19 protein-coding genes are annotated in these 19,935 nt (G+C 63.6%); 5 read left to right on the forward strand and 14 right to left on the reverse strand.

Translation table 11 applies throughout. The features are described 5' to 3' along the window. Positions 1–34 precede the first annotated feature (34 nt). On the reverse strand, positions 35–1,183 hold the full coding sequence (locus HCN50_RS05050; RefSeq protein ID WP_171708542.1) for a GGDEF domain-containing protein: 1,149 nt from the start codon (positions 1,181–1,183) through the stop codon (positions 35–37). A 423-nt stretch (positions 1,184–1,606) separates the two neighbouring features. Between HCN50_RS05050 and HCN50_RS05055 the strand changes: the two genes are divergently transcribed. The 4 genes from HCN50_RS05055 to HCN50_RS05070 all read left to right on the forward strand — a co-directional run bounded on the left by HCN50_RS05055 (position 1,607) and on the right by HCN50_RS05070 (position 5,706). Next, on the forward strand, positions 1,607–2,176 hold the full coding sequence (locus HCN50_RS05055; RefSeq protein WP_171708543.1) for a sigma-70 family RNA polymerase sigma factor: 570 nt from the start codon (positions 1,607–1,609) through the stop codon (positions 2,174–2,176). After that, entirely contained in the window at positions 2,173–2,883 is a 711-nt protein-coding gene (locus HCN50_RS05060) for a hypothetical protein (RefSeq protein ID WP_171708544.1), read from the forward strand. The genes HCN50_RS05055 and HCN50_RS05060 overlap by 4 nt, the downstream gene beginning before the upstream one ends. A 35-nt stretch (positions 2,884–2,918) precedes the next feature. Next, entirely contained in the window at positions 2,919–4,652 is a 1,734-nt protein-coding gene (locus HCN50_RS05065; protein WP_171708545.1) for a S8 family serine peptidase, read from the forward strand. Positions 4,653–5,187: 535 nt separating this feature from the next. After that, the gene (locus HCN50_RS05070) at positions 5,188–5,706 is read left to right on the forward strand and encodes a TIGR03809 family protein (RefSeq protein WP_210264789.1); all 519 of its coding nucleotides are present in this window, start codon (positions 5,188–5,190) and stop codon (positions 5,704–5,706) included. A gap of 20 nt (positions 5,707–5,726) precedes the next feature. Here HCN50_RS05070 and HCN50_RS05075 read toward each other — a convergent pair whose 3' ends face one another. From HCN50_RS05075 to HCN50_RS05100, 6 genes are all read right to left on the reverse strand, one after another. Further along, the gene (locus tag HCN50_RS05075) at positions 5,727–7,097 is read right to left on the reverse strand and encodes a TIGR03808 family TAT-translocated repetitive protein (protein ID WP_171708546.1); all 1,371 of its coding nucleotides are present in this window, start codon (positions 7,095–7,097) and stop codon (positions 5,727–5,729) included. 177 nt (positions 7,098–7,274) lie between these two features. Further along, complete coding sequence (locus tag HCN50_RS05080) at positions 7,275–7,919, reverse strand: pyroglutamyl-peptidase I (protein ID WP_171708547.1); 645 nt, start codon at positions 7,917–7,919, stop codon at positions 7,275–7,277. Then, positions 7,916–8,908, reverse strand: coding sequence for a methylmalonyl Co-A mutase-associated GTPase MeaB (gene meaB / locus HCN50_RS05085; RefSeq protein ID WP_171708548.1), 993 nt, complete (start codon positions 8,906–8,908; stop codon positions 7,916–7,918). Before meaB ends, HCN50_RS05080 begins: the two co-directional genes overlap by 4 nt. 53 nt (positions 8,909–8,961) lie before the next feature. Continuing rightward, on the reverse strand, positions 8,962–10,473 hold the full coding sequence (locus tag HCN50_RS05090; protein ID WP_171708549.1) for a tripartite tricarboxylate transporter permease: 1,512 nt from the start codon (positions 10,471–10,473) through the stop codon (positions 8,962–8,964). 3 nt (positions 10,474–10,476) lie between these two features. Next, positions 10,477–10,962: a tripartite tricarboxylate transporter TctB family protein gene (locus tag HCN50_RS05095; protein WP_171708550.1), complete on the reverse strand. Its 486-nt coding sequence runs from the start codon at positions 10,960–10,962 to the stop codon at positions 10,477–10,479. Between the two features lie 42 nt (positions 10,963–11,004). Beyond that, a complete protein-coding gene (locus tag HCN50_RS05100; RefSeq protein ID WP_171708551.1) occupies positions 11,005–12,000 on the reverse strand; it encodes a tripartite tricarboxylate transporter substrate binding protein in 996 nt (331 codons plus the stop codon). Positions 12,001–12,219: 219 nt separating this feature from the next. Between HCN50_RS05100 and HCN50_RS05105 the strand changes: the two genes are divergently transcribed. Next, a complete protein-coding gene (locus HCN50_RS05105; RefSeq protein ID WP_171708552.1) occupies positions 12,220–12,690 on the forward strand; it encodes an SRPBCC family protein in 471 nt (156 codons plus the stop codon). A gap of 11 nt (positions 12,691–12,701) precedes the next feature. On the opposite strand, the gene HCN50_RS05110 is transcribed toward HCN50_RS05105, so the two are convergent. The 7 genes from HCN50_RS05110 to folP form a co-directional block, all read right to left on the reverse strand. Beyond that, positions 12,702–13,484 carry a PdaC/RsiV family protein gene (locus HCN50_RS05110; protein WP_171708553.1) on the reverse strand — a complete coding sequence of 261 codons (783 nt, stop codon included), beginning with the start codon at positions 13,482–13,484 and terminating at the stop codon, positions 12,702–12,704. Between the two features lie 47 nt (positions 13,485–13,531). Continuing rightward, entirely contained in the window at positions 13,532–15,688 is a 2,157-nt protein-coding gene (gene scpA / locus HCN50_RS05115) for a methylmalonyl-CoA mutase (RefSeq protein WP_171708554.1), read from the reverse strand. A gap of 42 nt (positions 15,689–15,730) precedes the next feature. Then, on the reverse strand, positions 15,731–16,198 hold the full coding sequence (locus HCN50_RS05120) for a GFA family protein (RefSeq protein WP_171708555.1): 468 nt from the start codon (positions 16,196–16,198) through the stop codon (positions 15,731–15,733). Next, complete coding sequence (locus HCN50_RS05125; RefSeq protein ID WP_171708556.1) at positions 16,195–18,063, reverse strand: methylmalonyl-CoA mutase subunit beta; 1,869 nt, start codon at positions 18,061–18,063, stop codon at positions 16,195–16,197. Before HCN50_RS05125 ends, HCN50_RS05120 begins: the two co-directional genes overlap by 4 nt. Positions 18,064–18,154: 91 nt before the next feature. Beyond that, complete coding sequence (folK, locus tag HCN50_RS05130; RefSeq protein WP_171708557.1) at positions 18,155–18,646, reverse strand: 2-amino-4-hydroxy-6-hydroxymethyldihydropteridine diphosphokinase; 492 nt, start codon at positions 18,644–18,646, stop codon at positions 18,155–18,157. A 1-nt stretch (position 18,647) separates the two neighbouring features. Continuing rightward, positions 18,648–19,019: a dihydroneopterin aldolase gene (gene folB / locus HCN50_RS05135; protein WP_171708558.1), complete on the reverse strand. Its 372-nt coding sequence runs from the start codon at positions 19,017–19,019 to the stop codon at positions 18,648–18,650. After that, entirely contained in the window at positions 19,016–19,873 is an 858-nt protein-coding gene (folP, locus tag HCN50_RS05140; RefSeq protein WP_171708559.1) for a dihydropteroate synthase, read from the reverse strand. Before folP ends, folB begins: the two co-directional genes overlap by 4 nt. Positions 19,874–19,935 lie beyond the last annotated feature (62 nt).

Consider the following 19,935-nt stretch of genomic DNA (forward strand, 5'->3'; position numbering starts at 1 on the left):
GGGTTCTTCGCCGCCGGAGCTGAAATATGTCGGATCAGGCGCTGGTAATCCGGTTACGTCCCTGCGCCTTGGCTGCATAAAGCGCGCTATCGGCGCGCGCGAGGAATGTGTCTGATGTTTCGTTCGGGTTCAGCGCGGCAACGCCTGCCGACATCGTCACCTTCATGCCGGGCGAGAACGCGCTCCAGTCGAGATCGGCAATAATGGCGCGCAACCGGTCGAGCGCCTGCATGGCTTGATCGACATCCATGTCGGGCAGCACCAGCAGGAATTCCTCACCGCCATATCGGCCAAACCGGTCGATACTGCGGATGTTGGCAAACATGGTGATCGAGAATGTCCGCAGCACCTCGTCGCCGGTCGGGTGGCCGTAGGCGTCGTTGATGCGTTTGAACCAGTCGAGGTCGATCAGCGCAATGGAACAACGTGAACCGCCGCGCCTGGACCGTGCGATTTCCTCCTCCAGCATTCGCATGATGCTGCGGCGATTGGATGCCCCGGTCAGTTCGTCGAGTTCGGCAAGTTCTTCGATCCGCTTGTACGCCGCCTTCAGTTCGAAGCTGCGGTCATAGAGCATCTTGCGCATGGTAGAGCCATACAGCCCAACGAAGGCGCATTGTCCGATCGTCAGGACAAAGGAAAGCATGGCGGCGACGCGTTCGGTCTGGGTGGTAATCGGCAGGCCGATCGGGGTGCCGCTGAAGAGGAAAATCGGCGCCAGGCCGATCATGGTGAGGGTCCAGGAGATGATCGCCTGCCGGGAGGTCATTCGCAGCGCGCCAAATCCAAAAATGAGGAATACGACGCTCAGGAAGGCAAATCCAATCTGTGGCGCGGCCAGCAGAAAACAGAGCTGAAGCGCGACGTGCCCGGCGACCTGGAAGATCGTGAGATAGTGGTCCTCGAACCGGTCGTTGAAATGGGCTTCCGACAACACGACGAAGACTGACACCAATCCGACGCCGGAAAGGAAATAGGTCGATGGAATGATGATCGGGACGGTGCCGGCGTAGCAATAGACCAGCAGGACCGAGGTGATGAGCAAATAGCTGACGCCTTGCACGGCCAGCATCTGGCGGCGCTGGCCGGTCCGGCGTTTCAATACTTCCGGCGGCAGGCGGGTGACGCGCGCGGTCGCATTATGGGAGCCTTGCCCCTGAAGCAATGAAGCCGCGCTGCTCATGTCCCGTCGCTGTTGGAGTATGCCGGACGAAACTTTAGGGAATAAAGCCTTTAGGTTTGGTATCTTTTGGAGTCGAATCGGGTCCGTTAAAACCCTGCCATTGCACTGTTTTTGCAATGGAAATCTGCCGAATTCCGATAGTGCGGAGCCAGCTTCCGGGGAACCCTTCCGCGTCCACGCAGATGCTGCCCGGCCGGCAAAGCCTTGCTAAGGTCGCAGGACGACACGTCTTTTAGGAAAGTGTTTCCGTATTATGGTACCAGTTTTGGGCATCAACCCGTTTTCACCCGCGCGATGGTCCGGGGATGACCGTCTGTGGGGTAGGTCACACATGCAATTCGGACATTGCCGTAATGTGAAGAATCTCACTGTTCACATCGAACCGCCGGCCACCCCCGTCCGACCAACCTTGCGAGACGGCGATTGAGCGCGACACAGGCGGCTTCAGACGAAATTCTGATCGCACGGATCGCTCAAGGCGACCGGCTCGCCATGCAGGTGCTTTACGGAAGGCACCATGTCAGGGTGTTCCGTTTCGGGCTTCGACTCGTAAGGGACGAACAGATCGCGGAGGACCTCATCAGCGAGGTGTTTCTCGATGTGTGGCGTCAGGCCGGCAAGTTCGAAGGCCGATCCGCCGTTACTACCTGGCTCCTGGCGATCACGCGATTCAAGGCCCTTTCGGCACTTCGGCGCCGCAAGGATGTTGGACTGGATGAAGAAACCGCCAACGCGATCGAAGATACGTCCGACGATCCGGAAGTGGTGGTGCAGAAGAAGGATACGGGTGAAGCGTTGCGCAAGTGCCTGACGGCGCTTTCGTCAGAGCATCGGGAGATCGTCGATCTCGTCTACTACCACGAGAAGTCCGTGGAAGAGGTGGCCGAAATCGTCGGAATTCCCGAGAACACCGTCAAGACGCGCCTGTTTTATGCGCGCAAGAAATTGGCCGAGTTGCTCAAGGCAGCAGGCATAGAGCGAGGTTGGCCATGATGGCAGCGAGCAGACAAATGCTGGATCAAGAGCCCAGCGAAATCGAGATGCTGTTGCCGTTCCATGCGGCCGGCACCCTCAACGCGCGTGATAGCCGCCGCGTCGAGGAAGCGCTCGCCGGCGATCCCGAACTGGCCCGGCAGTATGCCGTCATCCGCGAAGAATATGCCGAGACGATCAGCCTCAACGAAAGCCTGGGCGCGCCGTCCGCCCGCGCCATGCAGAAACTGTTTGCGGCGATCGATGCGGAGCCTGCACGCGAGCCCTCGCGATCGGTGAGCCTGTCTGCACGCGTATCGGAATTTTTCGCAGGTCTGTCGCCGCGTACGCTCGCCTGGTCGGCGAGCCTCGGCGCGGTAGCGCTCGTGTTGCAGGCCGGCGTGATCGGCGCCGTGCTGATGAAGAACCAGACCGCTTCGTTCCAGACCGCGTCGCTGAGCCTGAACGAGCCGTCGGCGGCGCCGATTACGCGCGATCTCGGAAGCGGCGCCGCGCCGACGCGCGCGCTGGTGCGCTTTACGCCCGAAGCACGCATCTCTGACATCACTGCGCTGCTCGACAATTACCAGGCCTCGATCGTTGACGGCGCCAAGAGCGGCATGTTCCGCCTGCAGTTCGGCAAGGCGATGAGCAAGGACGAGGCCGCTGGCCTGATCAGCAGGCTGCAGCGCGAGAAGATCGTCAGCCTGGCGGTGGCAACGCCATAGCATCGCTTGGCGTGGGCCGGGCAAGCTGAGGTCCCATGGTTCATGATGGCGTGAGTTGGCGGGCAAGAACCCAGCGTGCAGCGTGGGTGTTGTCGGCTGCGCTGTTGCCGCTGATCGCTTTCGGACCCTCGGTTGTGCATGCGCAAAGCATCATGCGCACCCCCAGTGTGAACGTCGGCTCGCGGGTACCTACCATCAACCCGACAGTAGGCCCACGGATCAATCCAGGCGTCGGAGCCCGGCCAAGCGTCAGCGTCGACAGGGTGGCGCGGACGCCGCCGTCCCGGATCGACACCATGAGCTCGACGCTGCGCGTGCGCCCGGGAGTCGGCGTACCGTCGACGCTGCCCCATGCGCGGTTTTCGCCCAACCTCTATCCGGCTTGCCAATATGCGTTTCGCGGTCCCGACGGCGAATGCTTCGATCGTCCGGTCAAGTCGGCCGGCGGCGGCAACGGCGCTTCGGCCAAGAAGGGCAATGGCGGGGCGGGCAAGAACAATGCGCAGGCGGCGGTCGACCTGCGTGCGGTCAAGAATGAACTCGTTGCCGAAATCGACGGCGCGTTATCCATCGCCGAGGCCGACGAACTGGCGCGGCGTCACGGCCTGGAGCGCATCGCGTCGCAGAGCTTCCGGCTGCTCGGCGGCACCATCGGCCTGTTTCGCATCGTTGATAACCGCCCGGTGGATACGGTGCGCCGCGAGCTTGCGGCCGAGGGCAGCGTGCGTTCGGTGCAGCTCAATTTTCGTTACTTCCTGCAGGATCAGACGAAGGCTTCGACCGAGGGCGATGCTGCGCAATACGCGGTCGCCCAGCTTCGCCTGCCGCAGGCGCACGCGCTTGCCCGCGGCATGAATGTCACCATTGCGGTGATCGATTCAGGCGTCGACGCCAAACATCCCGAACTCGCCAATTCGGTTGCCGATACTTTCGACGCGCTCGTCAGCAAGGAAGGTCCGCATACCCACGGCACCGGCATTGCCGGCGCGATCGTCGCGCATGCCAAGCTGATGGGCAGCGCGCCGGAGGCGAGGCTGATCGCGATCCGCGCGTTTGGCGCGAGTTCCAAGGGCGCGGAGAGTACGTCCTATGTGATCCTCCGGGGATTGGACTATGCGGCCGAGCATGGCGCGCAGATCATCAATATGAGCTTTGCCGGCCCGAAGGATCCGCTGATCGAGCGAGGCATTGCGGCGACGGCGGCCCGCGGCATTCTGATGGTGGCTGCGGCAGGCAATGCCGGCGCGAAATCGCAGCCGCTCTATCCTGCCGCCAACCCAAACGTGATCGCGGTGAGCGGCACTGACGCGCAGGAAAAATTGTTTGCCGCGTCCAACCGCGGCAACCACATCGCGGTTGCCGCGCCGGGCGCGGATATTTTCCTGCCGGCGCCGGATGACAAGTATCAGATCACGTCGGGCACCTCGTTCTCCGCCGCCTATGTCAGTGGTGTTGCGGCACTGATGCTGGAGCGCAATCCTGCATTGAAGCCCGGTGATGTTCGCACAATCCTGACCAAGACCGCCCGCGATCTCGGCACCCCCGGCCGCGACGATCAGTTCGGGGCAGGCGAGGCCGACGCCTTCGCCGCGGTTACCGCTGCGGCCGCCGCACCTGCGGTTCCGCTGGCCTCCGTTTCCGATAAGCCGGCCGGAGAGAAGACGCCGACGCCCGATCCGACAGCGGATAACACTTCCGTGAGCCGGGCGCTGAATGACGGCCCGCCGTCGATAGCGTCCGACAAATCGACCGCAAACGCAGCAAAATAGCCTCCGGACGGCGATTTTTCGACGATCGTCCTCGAACACAGGGTTAAAAAAATCGTTCGCCGTTTTGAACGTCCTGGGGAGGTGCGGCGACTTATGTATGTGGGAGCGGTAATCCCTCCCCAGCTATATTCGGCGCGAGCGCCCATCCACCCCAAGCGCCCCATATGGCTTTGACCCGTCCGGTTGTCCCCCCGGACGGGTCTTTCATTTTCGGCACATGTTTTCAAAGCAGCGGCGCTGCATGCGGTGTCGTGCGACTTGCCGACCACAAGTTTTCCGTCCGCATGCGAGGCGTGCAGTTTTTGCGTGTGCCCTCTCAAACGAAAAAATCGACCAGTGCTTCGCAGCGGAGCCCTGCTGCTGCACGGTTTGATGGGTGGCCGACTCCGCAATTGTGCGGGTTTTGTCGATCGCAGGAGGTCCCGTAGCCTCACGCCACTGGACAATGAAAAAGTTTTCCACAGAATAAGCCCGTCACATCCTACTGATTCGTCTCGGTTGCGTCTGCGTCCGTCTCTCTCTTACGGGCTAATTTATGGCACATCCCGCAGACGTGGCACGTGGCCGCAACATTGTTGCGCGCTGGTGCAGCCTTGCTGAGCAACGGTTGGAATATCTCACTGAATTGTTCGAGACCGGGCGCTGGCGCCGCTTTCACAGCGAGCGCGAATTCCTTGAAAACATTCAGGAAGCCAAGACCGCCGTCGCAACGTGGCGTGATCTGTTGAGCCGCGAAGCCTCGCTCGACAACACGACGATCGACCTGGCCTGGCTCGGCCGCCGTCGAACGACGCCGCTGCCATTGACGCCACTGCCGCGCGATGAGGGCTATCGTGAGCCGGTTGTGCAGCTTCAGCCGCAACAGGCGCCGCCAGTCGCCGCCCCGGCGCGCCCGATTCCCGCTGATGTTCTGGTCGCGCGTGAAAGCCAGCTCGCCGTTGCAGACGAGGCGCCGGCGGTGCCCGACGCGCCCGCGCTGCAGGGGCTGCCATTCCAGGCGATCGATTTCGACGCGATGAAGGAGCGCTATCCGCTGCTGCGCAACGCGCTGTAGGCGGGCGAACAGGGCGCAAATTAGCGCCGTACCGCATTGCCTCCAACCACCACCTGCGCATAGCGTTGCGCGCCATCGGCCGAAAGATCGGTCGTAATCGTGCGGGCGTGGTCGAGCCCGACCACGGCGCCGCGCGGGGTTTCCGAAATCATGTTGTTGTTGACCAGCGCCGTTCCGGCGCCATGCAATACCGAAACGCCGACGCCGACGAAGGCCTTGCGGATCACATTGCCTGATATCGCGACATCGCGGAGATACTTGCCCCAGCCGGCGATGATGCCGAACGAGGGCGCATTCTCGATCACATTGCCTGTGACAGTCGAATCCGCCTCGACATAGATGCCGATCCCGGCGTCATCGTCGGGCGCGGTGCCGATCGGCCGCTTCGGCAAGAGATTACGGATGATGTTGCCCTGCACGACCGCGATGCGGCCGCCCTCGTTGAAATTGCACACGGAGACGCCGACGGCGGCGCCATCCACCGTGTTGTTGGCGATCACCGCGGCTTCGAACGCGAATTCGGAATAGAGCGCGACCTCACGGACATCGCTGACGCTGTTGCCTATGATCTGGATGTTGGAAGCCGAATTGCCGCGCACCGCCGAATAGTCGCAATTCCTGATGCGGTTGCCGCGCACGATCACGTTGCCGGCGCGGAAGGCGTTGATGGCGTTGCCATACTGGCCGGAGCCGCCGGGACCGGCCTTGATGTCCTCGATGCGGTTGTCTACGACCAGCGTGCCGTCGTCACCGATCGCGGTGCGCAGGATCTCGATGCCATTGTCGTTGGTGTCGATAATGGTGTTGCGCGACACAATCAGGCCCTTCGCGTCGAACGACACGACCGCCGTGGTCGCGATTTTCGTGAAGATGTTGCCGGAGATGTCGCCGGAGACCTGCTCGAGCCAGATGCCGTTGCCGCCGCTGCCTGTTATTTCGCAGCCGGTGATGCGGACGTCGCGGCCGCCGAGGCAATGAATGAGCCCGCGGCGCGTCGGCAACGGAATGCTGCCGCCGTCGAGCGTCAGGCCGGTCAGGCCGACGCTATCAGCACTTTCGCCCTGCAGCATCGAGGCGCCGCCGGTGAACACAAGCTTGCTGGCGCCGCGGACGCCGACCAGTTGCGTGCCGTTCGAAAGCCGCAGCATGCCGGTGCGATAAACCCCCGGCGGCAGCGCCAGCGGCACTTGCGCGCGCGCAGCCTCGTCGATCGCGCGCTGCAGTTTCGCAGTCTGATCGTCGGGGCTGCCGGGACGCACGCCATATTGCGTGACGTCGCGCCCAAACGTGGAGGTGAGGGGTGCGGTGCGCGCAGGCTCAGGCGACATCGCGAGCGCGCCGGCGACGCCAGCGGCGGAGGCTCCAATGAGATGGCGGCGGTTCATGTCCATGGTTGATGACCCTCGCGCAATGCAGGTCACGGCATTCGCGTTTTCCCTAGGTATCGCGGAAATGCGGCTCCGCATCATGAAGACAGGGACGGGAGAAGACGAATGTTGGGGGTAGGGTTAATGTTAGGTGCGGGCGAGGAAAGATGATGGGCACGCTGCGCTTTGCCCCCTACAAGACTATGAAACCCGTCGCGCCAGCCGCACCATCTCCAGCAGCATCGCTTCGCCGGCGTCGACCAGCTCTTCCAGCGTGATCCGCGAAAAACCCTTTCGTCGCGCTGCGCCACTGCGCGCGAGCGGCGGGATGTGAACGAAGGCGGCGAGGCGGGGGCCGTTGTCCGCGTTGACCGCCTCGACCGCGCGCCAGCTCAGGTAATTGCAGAGATAGCTGCCGGCGTCGCGCGAGGCGCGCGCATCGAGGCCCGTGCCCTTGGCAGCACGCAACAGCTTTGCGGTATGCGGACCGAATCTTTGCGCATCGGCCCCGTCAGCGATCGAGCATTTGCGGGCGTGTGTCTGCGCGGCATCGGGCCACAGCACGGTGACAGCGTTGCGGGCGCGGGTCTCGATCCGCAGGTACGCGGTGCGGGAGGCGAGGCCGAACATCAACAGCGCATGTGGCTGGTGTTTCTGCAGCGCGATTGGCAAATCGCGATCGACCGCGCTGTAGGTGACGGGGAATATGTGGCTGGAGAGCTCGACATCGGCGAAGGCAGGACGGCGCAGCCGTGTCAGCCGGCCCACCAGCGGCTGCGTCGGATTAAAGGGCGCGCCGGGAAACGGACCGAAGCCGGTGATGAGAATGCGAAGCTTTTCGCTCACCGCAGCCACTCCGCGATCTGTTCGGCGGCGACGGCCGGCGTGATGCGGCCCTCGGCGACATCGGCCTCGGTCTTCTTCACCTTCGAGCGGAGCGCGGCGTCGGAACGCAGGCGTGCCATCATGCGCTGCTCCAGCATCGACCACATCCATTTCACCTGCTGCTCGCGCCGGCGGCCGGCGAACTCCCCCGACGCGTTCATGGCGGTGCGATGGTCCAGAATCTTTTGCCACAGCGTATCCATGCCGGCGCCGGTCAATGCCGAATAGGTCACGACCGGCGGATGCCAGTGCTCGGAGCGGGGGCTCAGAATATGTAGCGCGGAGCGATACTCGGCCGCCGCCAGGTTGGCGCGCTTGATATTGTCGCCGTCGGCCTTGTTGATCGCGATCATATCGGCGAGTTCGACCAGGCCTTTCTTGATGCCTTGCAATTCGTCGCCGGCGCCGGGCAGCATCAGGGCTAGAAAAAAATCTGTCATGTCGCAGACGGCGGTTTCGGACTGACCGATGCCGACAGTCTCCACTAGCACCACATCGAATCCGGCGGCCTCGCAGAGCAGCATCGCCTCGCGGGTTTTCCCGGCGACGCCGCCGAGCGTGCCCGACGAGGGTGAGGGCCGGATGAAGGCTGCTTCGGAATTCGCCAGCCGCGCCATCCGCGTCTTGTCGCCGAGGATCGAGCCGCCGGTGCGGGCCGAGGAAGGGTCCACTGCCAGCACCGCGATCTTATGGCCGCGCTCGATCAGGAACATGCCGAGCGCGTCGATGGTGGTCGATTTGCCGACCCCGGGCGAGCCAGTGATGCCGACGCGGAACGCCTTGCCGGTGTCTGACAACAGCGCCTGTACCAGGTCGCGGGCGGTAGCCTGGTGATCGGCACGGCGGCTCTCGATCAGGGTAATCGCACGCGCCAGCGCCGCGCGCTGGCCGGACCGGAGGTCCTTGGCGAGCTTCTTGATATCGAGGGAGGTATTCTTCGGCAGGGTCATGCCGGTGGTTTACAACGGCTGTGTCGTGCAGGCGAGGGGCCTGCACGGTTCGTTCACCGGGGCGATGTGGCCGGAATGGGCTCGCGCTTGAGCTTCCGCCATAGCCAGACCAGCACCGGCCAGATCAGCGCGCCGATCGCCATGGCAGCCAGGATCGCGGCGATCGGCCGCTCGAAGAACGGCAGCACGCTGCCATCGGACTTGATCAGAGAGGTCACAAAGCTCTGCTCGATCATGGTTCCCATCACGATGCCAAGCACCATCGCGGCAACCGGATAGCCGTTTTCTTCCATGACATAGCCGATGACGCCGAAGGTCGCGACGGTCACGACGCCGAACATGTTGTTGCCGATCGCAAACGAGCCGACCGCGCAGCACAGCATAATGACCGGCATCACGCTGGCGCGTGGCGCGCGCAGCACGTAGCTTGCGAGCCGGATCATGACGATGCCGAATGGGATCATGATGATGTTGGCGATGATGAACATAAGGTAAATCGCATACATGCTCGACGCTTTTTCGGTGAACAGCGTCGGGCCCGGATTGAGCCCCTTCATGTAGAGCACGCCGATGGCAATCGCCGCGATGGTGTCGCCGGGAATGCCGAACAGCAGCGAGGGCACCCAGCCTGAGGCGATGCTGGCGTTGTTGCTGGCGCCGGCCTCTACCAGGCCCTCGACATGGCCGGTGCCGAACTTCTCGGGCTCTTTCGAAAACCGCTTGGACATCGCGTAGCTGACCCAGGCTGCCATGTCGGCGCCGGCACCAGGCAGCACGCCGATGATGATGCCGATGATGTTCCCGCGCGTCATCTGCCAGTGATATTTTCTGGTCAGCCGCCATTGGCCCGCCATGATGCTTCCGAACTTGCGCCGCGGGATCGGCGGCGGTTCCGGCGTCAGCATTGCGCGCATCACCTGCGCCACGGCAAAGACGCCGACCAGCGCCGGGATCGGCTCGATGCCGCCGAACAGGTCGGTGATGCCAAATGTGAAGCGCGGTATGCCGCCGGGATTTTCGATGCCGATGCAGGAGACGAGCAGGCCGATGAACATGCCGGCGATCGCCTTCACTGGCGATGAGCGCGCGACCAGCGTGGCGCACATCAGGCCGAGCAAGGCCAGCCAGAAATACTCGAACGTCGAGAACGACAGCGCGATTTCGGCGAGCGGCGGCGCCAGGATCATCAGCGAGAGCGTGCCCGCGATACCGCCGACGGCAGAGAACCAGACACCGGCGCCAAGCGCGAGCTCCGCTTCGCCCTTGCGGGTCATGGCATAGGCTTCGTCCGCATAGGCAGCGGAGGCCGGGGTGCCGGGAATGCGCAGGAGGGCACCCGGAATGTCACCGGAAAAGATCGCCATCGAGGACGCCGCCACGATCGTGGCGATCGCGGCGATCGGCGACAGATAGAATGTGACGGGGACCAGCAGGGCGGTCGCCATCGTCGCCGACAGCCCCGGGAGCGAGCCGATGACGAGGCCATAGACCGATGCCGCCAGCATCGAGACGATGACTTCCCAGGTGCAGATGAGCGAGAAGGCTTGGGCAAGCGTGTTGAGCATCGATCACCAGGGCATCGGCAGCAGCCCGGCCGGCAGCGGCACGCGCAGCAATTTCGAGAAAATCAGATGGATGGCGATCGGCGCCAGCGCGGCGAGCGGCAGCGACAGCTTCCAGCGGGCGCCGAGTGCGGTCGATGTGACGAAGACGATCAGCGCCGCCGTGATGATGAAGCCGAGCCGGTCGGCCACGGCGACGTAGAACAGTAGTAACGCAGGAGGGAGCAGGGCGCGCAGGCCGTAAAACTTTCCGGTCGGCGGTGGCGGCTGGCCGCCCTCGACCGGAATGAGGTGCTCTTCTTCTTCGAAGCTGCGACCAATCCCGAACGCGATCGCGAGCCCGCACAGCGCAAGGCCCGTTCCGATCACGAGCGGAAAGACGTTCGGCCCGACCGGCTGGCCGGGCACCGGCGGCAGCCGCCAGCCGCCATAGGCGGCGGCTGCACCGAGGCCAACGAGAAACAATCCCGTGACGCGATCGGGAAGACGCATGAACTGGCTCCGCAGATATCGGGCGAGGTCAACCGATGAAGATCAGGCCTTCGACAGGCCGGCGGCCTTCATCGCCACGCCCATCTGGGCATCGCCCTTGTCCATGAAGGCGGCGAATTCGGTGGCGTCGCCCCAGACCGTTCCGAAGCCGCGGTTGCTCATGAACTCCTTGAACTCCTTGGAGTCATAAACCTTCTTCAGCGCCGCAGTGAGCTTGCTTGCGACATCCGCGGGCATGCCCTTCGGGCCGGCAATGCCGCGCCACGCTCCGGTCGAATAGTCGATGTCCATTGCCTCCTTCAGCGTTGGCACGTCGGGGAAGGCCGGGTTACGCTTCGCGGCCATCACCGCAAGGCTGCGCGCCTTGCCAGCCTCGATGATCGCGCGGGCTTCCGGCACCGAACAGGTGGTGAGGTCGAGACCACCGGCAGCAAGATCCTGCATTGCAGGAGCGGCGCCGTTCGATGGCACCCATGCAACGTGATTGGGGGCAAGTCCCATAGCTTGCATCCAGCCGACCAGCGCGAGATGCCAGATGCCGCCCTGGCCGGTGCCGGAGGCCTTGAACTTGCCGGCGGGCGCGGCCTTGATGGCGTCGGCCAATTCCTTCACCGTTTTGTACGGCGAGGTGGAACTGACCTGAATGCCGGGCGGGTCCTCGTTCATCAGCGCGAGCGGCGTGTAGCTCTTCGGCCCGAGTTCGGTGAGCCCCTGCCAATGCATCATCGAGATTTCCACCGTCAGCATGCCGATGGTGTAGCCATCGGGCGGCGCAGTTGCGATGGCGGAATGGCCGACCACGCCGGAGCCGCCGGTCCGGTTGACGACGTTGAACGGCTGGCCGAGGTCTTTTTCCAGAAGCGCGGCAACAATGCGGGCAGTTGCGTCCGTACCGCCGCCGGCACCCCAGGGCACGATCACGGTCACCGGCCGTGCCGGATAGGCCTGCGCCAACGCCGGCTTGAGACCAAGGCCCGCGACGGCCGCGGCAGCAGCGGATGAAGCCGCAAAGGCGCGGCGCGTGATCTTTTTCGACATTGGTGATCCTCCCTGCGGCGTCCGTGAGCCGGACGCTCTTGTGATGCGACATTCTAGGCGGCTTTGCGTTGGGCTCGCAAGGCATTGGCTCATCAAGGGGATCGTCGCCGGTGGGTATCCCGCCACATCCGGAAATCGGGTGGCGGCGATCAGGCTACCCGAAATAGGTATCCATGTGCAGCCCGGTCATCGGGCCGCGATCGATTGCGGAGAGAAACCATGACCACAGCCTATTACAGCACCGTGCTGAACCATCCCCTGGAAACCGTCTGGGCGCTGATTCGCGATTTCAACAACTACCCGGCCTATATTGAGGGGGTGAGCGAAAGCGTGATCGAGGACGATAAGGGCGGCGATGAAGTCGGCGCTATCAGGCGCTTTTGCTATCTCGGCAACTGGATCAGGCAGCGGCTTGCCGGCCACTCAGACGAAGCGCACTCGCTGACCTATGCCGGCACCGAGCCGCTGCCGTTTCCCGACGGGCTTGTTCCGGACGCGCCGGCGCCGACGTACTATGAGGGGACGATGCATCTGCTTCCGGTCGTCGAAGGCAACAGGACGTTCATCGAGTGGTTCGTGAAGCTTGACACCACGCCACGCGACGCGGATCGCTGGCAAGCGTTGTTCCAGTCCTGGATTCCGGACTGGGCCCACTCGCTCGAGCGGGCACTCGACCGCCGGTTTGCTTGACGGCGCAGCCCTCATTGCGGCCGGTCTTCGTCACCCTTCGGCCGCGCGCCGCCAAAAATCCTGGTGCCCTCCGGCGTCAGATAGGGCTTTAGCGTCTCCCACGGCACGAAGGCGACATACTCGCCTTCGGCATAGGAGCCGACCGCGTAAGGCGCGTAGTGGAAAGTCAGTCCCGAGCTCTTGCCCTCCTCGGTCGACGGCGCCAGCGAGATCGGCCCGATCTTGAGCAGCTTGGGCTCGATGGCTTCGATGGCGTTGGCATCGGTGCCTTCCGCGCCGCGCTTCTTCTTCTCGGCCTCAAGAGCTGCAATGACGCCTTGCCGCATCGCTTTCATCGTCGGGCCATTGTCGGCGGTTTCGATGAAGAACGGACGGATGCTGATGCGCTTGCCGGCGGACTTGTCCCACAGGATCGTGTCGGAAGAGCTGTTGGGATGCGCGCCACCCGTATATTCGTAGTCGGCCCTGACGACGGAAACGTAGCGACCATCGATCACCGATCGCGTCTCATATTTCCGTTCATACGACCACGCATTGCGGAACAATCCCGGATCCTGCTTGCGTTCCTTGTCGGCATCGGCACGATTCCTTGTGGCCCATGCCTTTCCCTCGGCCAGGCAGTTCGCCGCCAGCGCCGGGTCGGCCTTGATCATCGCGTCGAGGAAGACTGTCGCTTCCACCCATTTGGCCTTGATGGAAAAGTCCGGCTGGAGATCGGCGGCAAAGGCCAGCGTCGCAGTACACGCGATCGCGCCCGCCAGGCCGATGGTCCGGGTGAGTGTGAGCAACGCCATGCCGCGCAAGGGCAATCCTTTGGGAAGAAGTGGAGCCCGGCGGAAAACTATTCCGCCGCCTCGCTATGGCCGAGCCGGGCGTTGAGCTTGTGGATCAGCTCTTCGGCGGCGTCCGAGATCACGGTGCCGGGCGGGAAGATCGCTTCTGCGCCGGCCTTGTAGAGGGCTTCATAATCCTGCGGCGGCACCACGCCGCCGATAATGATCATGATGTCCTCGCGGCCGTGCTTCTTCAGCGCTGCCTTGAGCTCCGGCACCGCGGTGAGATGGGCGGCCGCCAGCGAGGAGACGCCGAGAATATGCACGTCGTTCTCCACCGCCTGCCGCGCCGCCTCGTCGGCGGTGGCAAACAGCGGTCCGATATCGACGTCGAAGCCGACATCGGCGAAGGCGGACGCAATCACCTTCTGGCCACGGTCGTGTCCGTCCTGCCCGATCTTGGCGACGAGGATGCGGGGGCGGCGGCCTTCGGCGTTCTCGAACGCATCGATCAGTTCCTGCACCTTTTCGACCCGGTTGGACATGGCGGACGCCTCCCGCTTGTAGACGCCGGTGATGGATTTGATTTCGGCACGGTGACGCCCGAACACCTTCTCCATCGCGTCCGAAATTTCCCCGACGGTTGCTTTCGCGCGCGCCGCGTCGATGGCGAGCGCGAGCAAATTGCCGTTACCTTCGCCGGCGCTGCGCGTCAGCGCGGCGAGCGCCTGATCCACTTCCTTCTGGTCGCGCTCGGAGCGCAGCCGCTTCAGCTTGTCGATCTGCAGCCGTCGCACGTTGGAATTATCTACCTTGAGCACGTCGATGGGCGCTTCGTCGACCGGTTTGTACTTGTTGACGCCGATCACGGCCTGCCGTCCGGCATCGATCCGCGCCTGCGTCTTGGCGGAGGCCTCCTCGATGCGCAGCTTCGGCACGCCGGCTTCGATCGCCTTGGCCATACCGCCGAGCGCCTCGACTTCCTGGATGTGTCCCCACGCTTTTACCGCGAGATCCCGGGTCAGCCGTTCGACATAGTGGGAGCCGCCCCAGGGATCGATGATGCGGTTGGTGCCGCTCTCCTGCTGCAGGAATAATTGCGTGTTGCGCGCGATGCGGGCCGAGAAATCGGTCGGCAGCGCCAGCGCCTCGTCGAGCGCGTTGGTGTGTAGCGACTGCGTGTGGCCTTGGGTGGCCGCCATCGCTTCGATGGTGGTGCGCATCACATTGTTGAAGACGTCCTGCGCAGTTAGCGACCAGCCGGAGGTCTGGCAATGCGTGCGCAGCGACAGCGAGCGCGGGTCCTTGGGGTTGAACTGCTTCAACAGCTTGGCCCATAGCAGCCGTGCGGCGCGCATCTTGGCGACTTCCATGAAGAAGTTCATGCCGATCGCCCAGAAGAACGACAGCCGCGGCGCGAAGCGGTCGACGTCGAGACCAGCGGCAAGGCCGGCGCGCAGATACTCGACGCCGTCGGCCAGCGTATAGGCGAGCTCGAGGTCCTGCGTAGCTCCGGCTTCCTGCATGTGATAGCCGGAAATAGAAATGGAGTTGTACTTCGGCATTTTTTGCGAGGTGTACGCAAAAATGTCGGAGATGATCCGCATCGAGGGCGCGGGCGGATAGATGTAGGTATTGCGCACCATGAACTCTTTCAGAATGTCGTTCTGAATGGTGCCCGACAGTTTCTCCGGCGGAACGCCCTGTTCTTCGGCGGCCGCAACGAACAGCGCGAGGATCGGCAGCACTGCGCCGTTCATGGTCATCGACACGCTCATCTGGTCGAGCGGAATGCCCGCAAACAGCGTGCGCATGTCGTAGATGGAATCGATCGCCACACCCGCCATGCCGACGTCGCCGGAAACGCGCGGATGATCGGAATCGTAGCCGCGGTGGGTCGCAAGGTCGAAGGCGACCGAAAGACCCTTTTGGCCGGCGGCGAGGTTGCGGCGATAGAACGCGTTGGAATCTTCCGCCGTGGAGAAGCCGGCATATTGCCTGATGGTCCAGGGCTGGTTGACGTACATCGTCGGGTAGGGGCCGCGCAGATAGGGCGCAATGCCCGGCCAGGTCTCAAGGAAGTCGATGCCTTCGAGATCGGCCTCGCTGTAAACCGGCTTTACCGGAATTCCCTCGGGCGTCAGCCAAGACTCGGCGCTGCCGGCGGGTGGAGCGGGCGCGACGGTTTCAAAGGCGATTTCTGCGAAATTCGGTATGCGGCTCATGGTTCCCATTGTAGCACATATGAAGTCGGGGATGCTCCACCCCTAATCGTGGTCCGGATGCTGGTGGCTGACGATGGTCGCCATCTTCTCCGGCCCGTAATTCTGCATCGTGGTCTGGCTCGGCAGGTTGGCGATGCCGACTACCCAGCCGAGCCGGGATTCGGTTCCATATTGGCGCGTGGGCACCACCCGGTCGGGGCGGTCGAACGTGCCGGTCATGATCTCGATCCGCGGGCCGCCGATTAGCCGGTAGGTCAGCGGCGTGCCGCAGGCCGCGCAAAAATCGCGTTCGGCGATGGAGGAGGACTGGAATGACGCCGGCTTGCCGCGGGTCCAGGTGAAATGCTCGTGCTCGATATCAGCGAGGGAGGCAAAGGGCGCGCCCGATGCCTTCTGGCACATCCGGCAATGGCAAATGCTGACCTTGGTCGGTACTTTCGACATCGCAAAGCGGATGGCGCCGCACTGGCAACCGCCAGTCAGGACCGTCTTGTGGTTGTTTTCTGTCATGCTTGCTCCATCCTCCGCCAGGCTTCCTGCAGCATCGCCAGCGCGTCGCCGCCGGCAGAAATGAAATCGCCAACGCCGGCCGCGCGCAGCGCGGCCTCCTGCTCGCCGGGCCGCCCTGCCAGATAGATATGTTTCGCGCCGGCAGCTTGAAGGGCCTTGGCGGCCTCCCCCGCGTGTTCCGCATAGACCTTGTCGGACGAACATAGGCAGGCGATCACGGCGCCCGATGCCTTGAACGCAGCGGCGAGCGCCGCAGGATCGGCAAAACCTTGCGTGTCGAGCGCCTCGATGCCCCCGGTCTCGAAGAAGCTTTTGGCGAAAGTGGCGCGGGCGGTGAAATCGGCGGGTGTGCCGAGATTGGCAAGGAAGATTGTTGGCCGAGCGCCTGACGTCTTGAGCTTTTCGTCCGATTTTTCGCGCAGCGCCTCGAACGGTGCGGCGAGCCGGATGGGTGGCAGCGGATCGAACTTGAATTTCGCCTCGCCATAGGGCGGCAGCACGACCGGCGTGGCGTCGAGCACGGCGATCTCGTCTTCATGCAGGTTCGGGAATTCGCTGGCGCCGGTCAGCACGTGTCTGCGCTTGGCGATATTGGCCTCGCGTGCAGCCCGCGTCGACGCGACCTTTTTCTGGATCAGGTTCTGCTGGAGCGCGGCGAAGATACCGCCGGCCCGTTCGATCTCCTGAAACAGCGACCATGCGGTTTCGCAGAGTTGCCCCGTCAATGTTTCGATGCCGCCGGAGCCGGCCGCGGGATCGGTTACCTTGGCGAGGTTGGACTCTTCCAACAGCACCAGTTGCGTGTTGCGCGCGATGCGCCGCGCGAACGGATCGGGCAGGCCCAGCGCCAGCGTATGCGGCAACACGGTGATGGCGTTGGCACCGCCGAGACCCGCGGAGAAGGTCGCCATCGTGGCGCGCAGCATGTTCACATAGGCGTCGCGCTGCGTCAGCATGCGCCAAGCGGTATCGGCCGTGACGAACAGCGGCTTGGACGTCAATCCGCAGGCCTGTTCGATCCGCGCCCAGAGCAACCGCAGCGCACGGAATTTTGCCAGCGTCAAAAACTGGTCGGCGTCGGCGGCAAGCCGCGCATAGACCATGCCTTGTGCGTCTTCGAGCGAAATGCCCGTCTCTTCGATCGCGCGCAAGTAAGCGACACCGCAAGCCAGCGCGAACGCCAATTCCTGGACTTCCGATCCGCCGGCATCATGGATCACCCGTCCATCTGCCGCGGCGAGCGGCCCCTTGAAGCCCATCACGGCGAGGCCCTGGATCGCGCCGGTGACCGCGGGCACGATCTCATCCCAGCTATAGGGACTGAACCCCCACACCGCAGCGGATCCGAGCGGATCGAGGCCGAAGCGGATGTCGCAGGCTGCAGGATCGAGACCCCTGCGCTTGATATATTCGGCGACGTGGTTAGCGGCCATTCGCGACTGGGGACCGATCTGCAGCTCGACGCCGATGCCGGCGTCGAGATAGACGCCATCAAGGACTTGTGCGACCGCCTCCGCCGACGGATCGATCCCGAAACCACGGGCGCCATTGGCGCCGGCGAACACCAGCGTCAGTCCCGTCGCACCATTCTCCAGGTCGTGCAGCGCCTGCGCGTTCGCCACTTTCGCATCGGGATGGTCGATCCGTTGCATGATCTGCCAGGGCGCAGCGGCGGCTCGGCCGGCGACCGGCATGGCGCCTTGGGCGCGGCGATAGATCGGATCGATTTTCAGCCCGTCGGACGTCTTGCTGACCAGCTTTTCGAACGGCGCGCCTTTCAGCACCCCGTCGACCAGCTTGCGCCAGTCCTCGTAGGTCGCCTGCGGAAATTCCCCGGCCAATGTCAGCTCGTCGGTATTGGTCATCCGGCCCATTATTCCCATGGTCGTCGCTTGATTGGCCGGAAATTGCCACGGGGCGGCCGCCAAGCCAAACGGTTGTTTTGGTCTTTTGGGCTCAGTCGAGGTCGGGCAGCCGCTGGATACCCGCGGTTGAAAGCTGCGCCAGCGCGTCGTTGACGCGGCGTCCTGCAATGACACGATCTGGTGCGATCTCGGCCAGTGGCACCAGCACGAACGCGCGCTCGAAAACCCTCGGATGCGGCAGCGTCAGTTCCGGCTTGTCGAGCCTGACGTCATCATAGGCGATCAGGTCGAGGTCGAGGGTGCGCGGTCCCCAGCGGGTCTCGTGCGCGCGGTCGCGGCCGAATTTTTTCTCGATCTTGTGCAGCGTGAATAGCAACGCATGTGGATCGAGCGTAGTCTCGATCTCGATGCAGGCGTTGGTAAAGGGCGCTTGGTCTTCGTCGCCCCAGGGCGGGGTGGTGTAGTCAGCGGATCGCGCGAGCAGGGCGGCTTGAGTCATGCCGCAGATGTTGGCGATGGCTTTCCGGAATGTCGTGCGGACATCGCCGACATTGCCGCCGAGCGCGATCAGCACATTTGCCATGTCAGGGCGATGGCCGCTTGCGCATGAGCACGACACCGACATCCTCGAAGATTTCGGCGATCGGCGCATGCGGCTTGTGGACCGTAACCTTGACCGCATGGACGCGTGGGAACGCCGCGAAAATCGAGTCCGAAACGGCGCCGGCGGCGCGCTCCAAAAGCTTGTAATTGGTGTTCGTAAACGCGGCGGTCGCGGTCTCGACGACGCTGGCATAAGACACGGTGTCGGACAGGCGATCCGAGTGCGAAGATTCTGACAAATCGACCGAGAGTTCGAGATCGATCACGAACCGTTGTCCGACTTTGGTCTCGTGCTCCATCACGCCGTGGCGGGCGTGGATCACGACGCCAGTGATGAAGATCGTATCGCTCATTGACATTCCCTGATTGCCGCCGCCACGCGCAGCGCCTGTACGGTTTCGGCGACGTCATGCGCCCGGATAATTCGCGCGCCGTTCTGGGCCGCCAGCAGATGGGCTGCGATCGAGCCGCCAAGGCGTTGATCCGGTTCCGATGGCGTCACCGTGCTGATGAAACGCTTGCGCGAGGCGCCGACCAATAACGGCAGTCCGAACGACTGCAGTTCGCCGAGCCGCGCCAGCGCGGTCATGCTCTGCTCGGGCGTCTTGCCGAAGCCGATACCGGGGTCGAGCACAATTCTGTCGGATGAAATTCCGCCCTTGGCCGCGATGTCGAGCGATTTCGCAAAGAAGGCGGCGATATCCTGCATGATGTCGATCGCAGGATCAGCGTGCTCGCGGTTATGCATGACGATGATCGGCGCGCCGCGCTCGCCGACCAGTCCGGCCATGCCGGAATCGCGCTGTAGGCCCCAGACGTCATTGGCGATGGCCGCGCCCTGGTCGAGCGCCCAGGCAACGACGGCCGATTTCATGCTGTCGATCGAAACGGGGACGCCGAGCGCCACGACATCAGCCAGCACCGGCTGCAGGCGCTTCAATTCTTCTTCAGCCGAGACCGGTTCCGAGCCGTAGGGCCGGGTAGATTCCGCGCCGATGTCGATGATGTCGGCGCCCTCGGCGATCATCCGCCGGGCCTGGGCCAGCGCGCGCTCGGGGGCGGCGAACTGTCCGCCGTCTGAGAATGAATCGGGTGTCACGTTCAGTACGCCCATCACCGCCGGATAGGGCTTGGACAGCAGCGCAGGCAGCACCGGACGACCGGCCGAACCGGTCACGGCGGGAGGTCTGGGCTTGGCTGCGATCATGCGGTCGCTTTGCGCGGTCCGCGGCAGGGAGTCAAGGCGGGAGTGTGGCCCCGCGCCGGCTC

It is taken from the genome of Bradyrhizobium archetypum (assembly GCF_013114835.1).
Taxonomy (GTDB): Bacteria; Pseudomonadota; Alphaproteobacteria; order Rhizobiales; family Xanthobacteraceae; genus Bradyrhizobium; species Bradyrhizobium archetypum.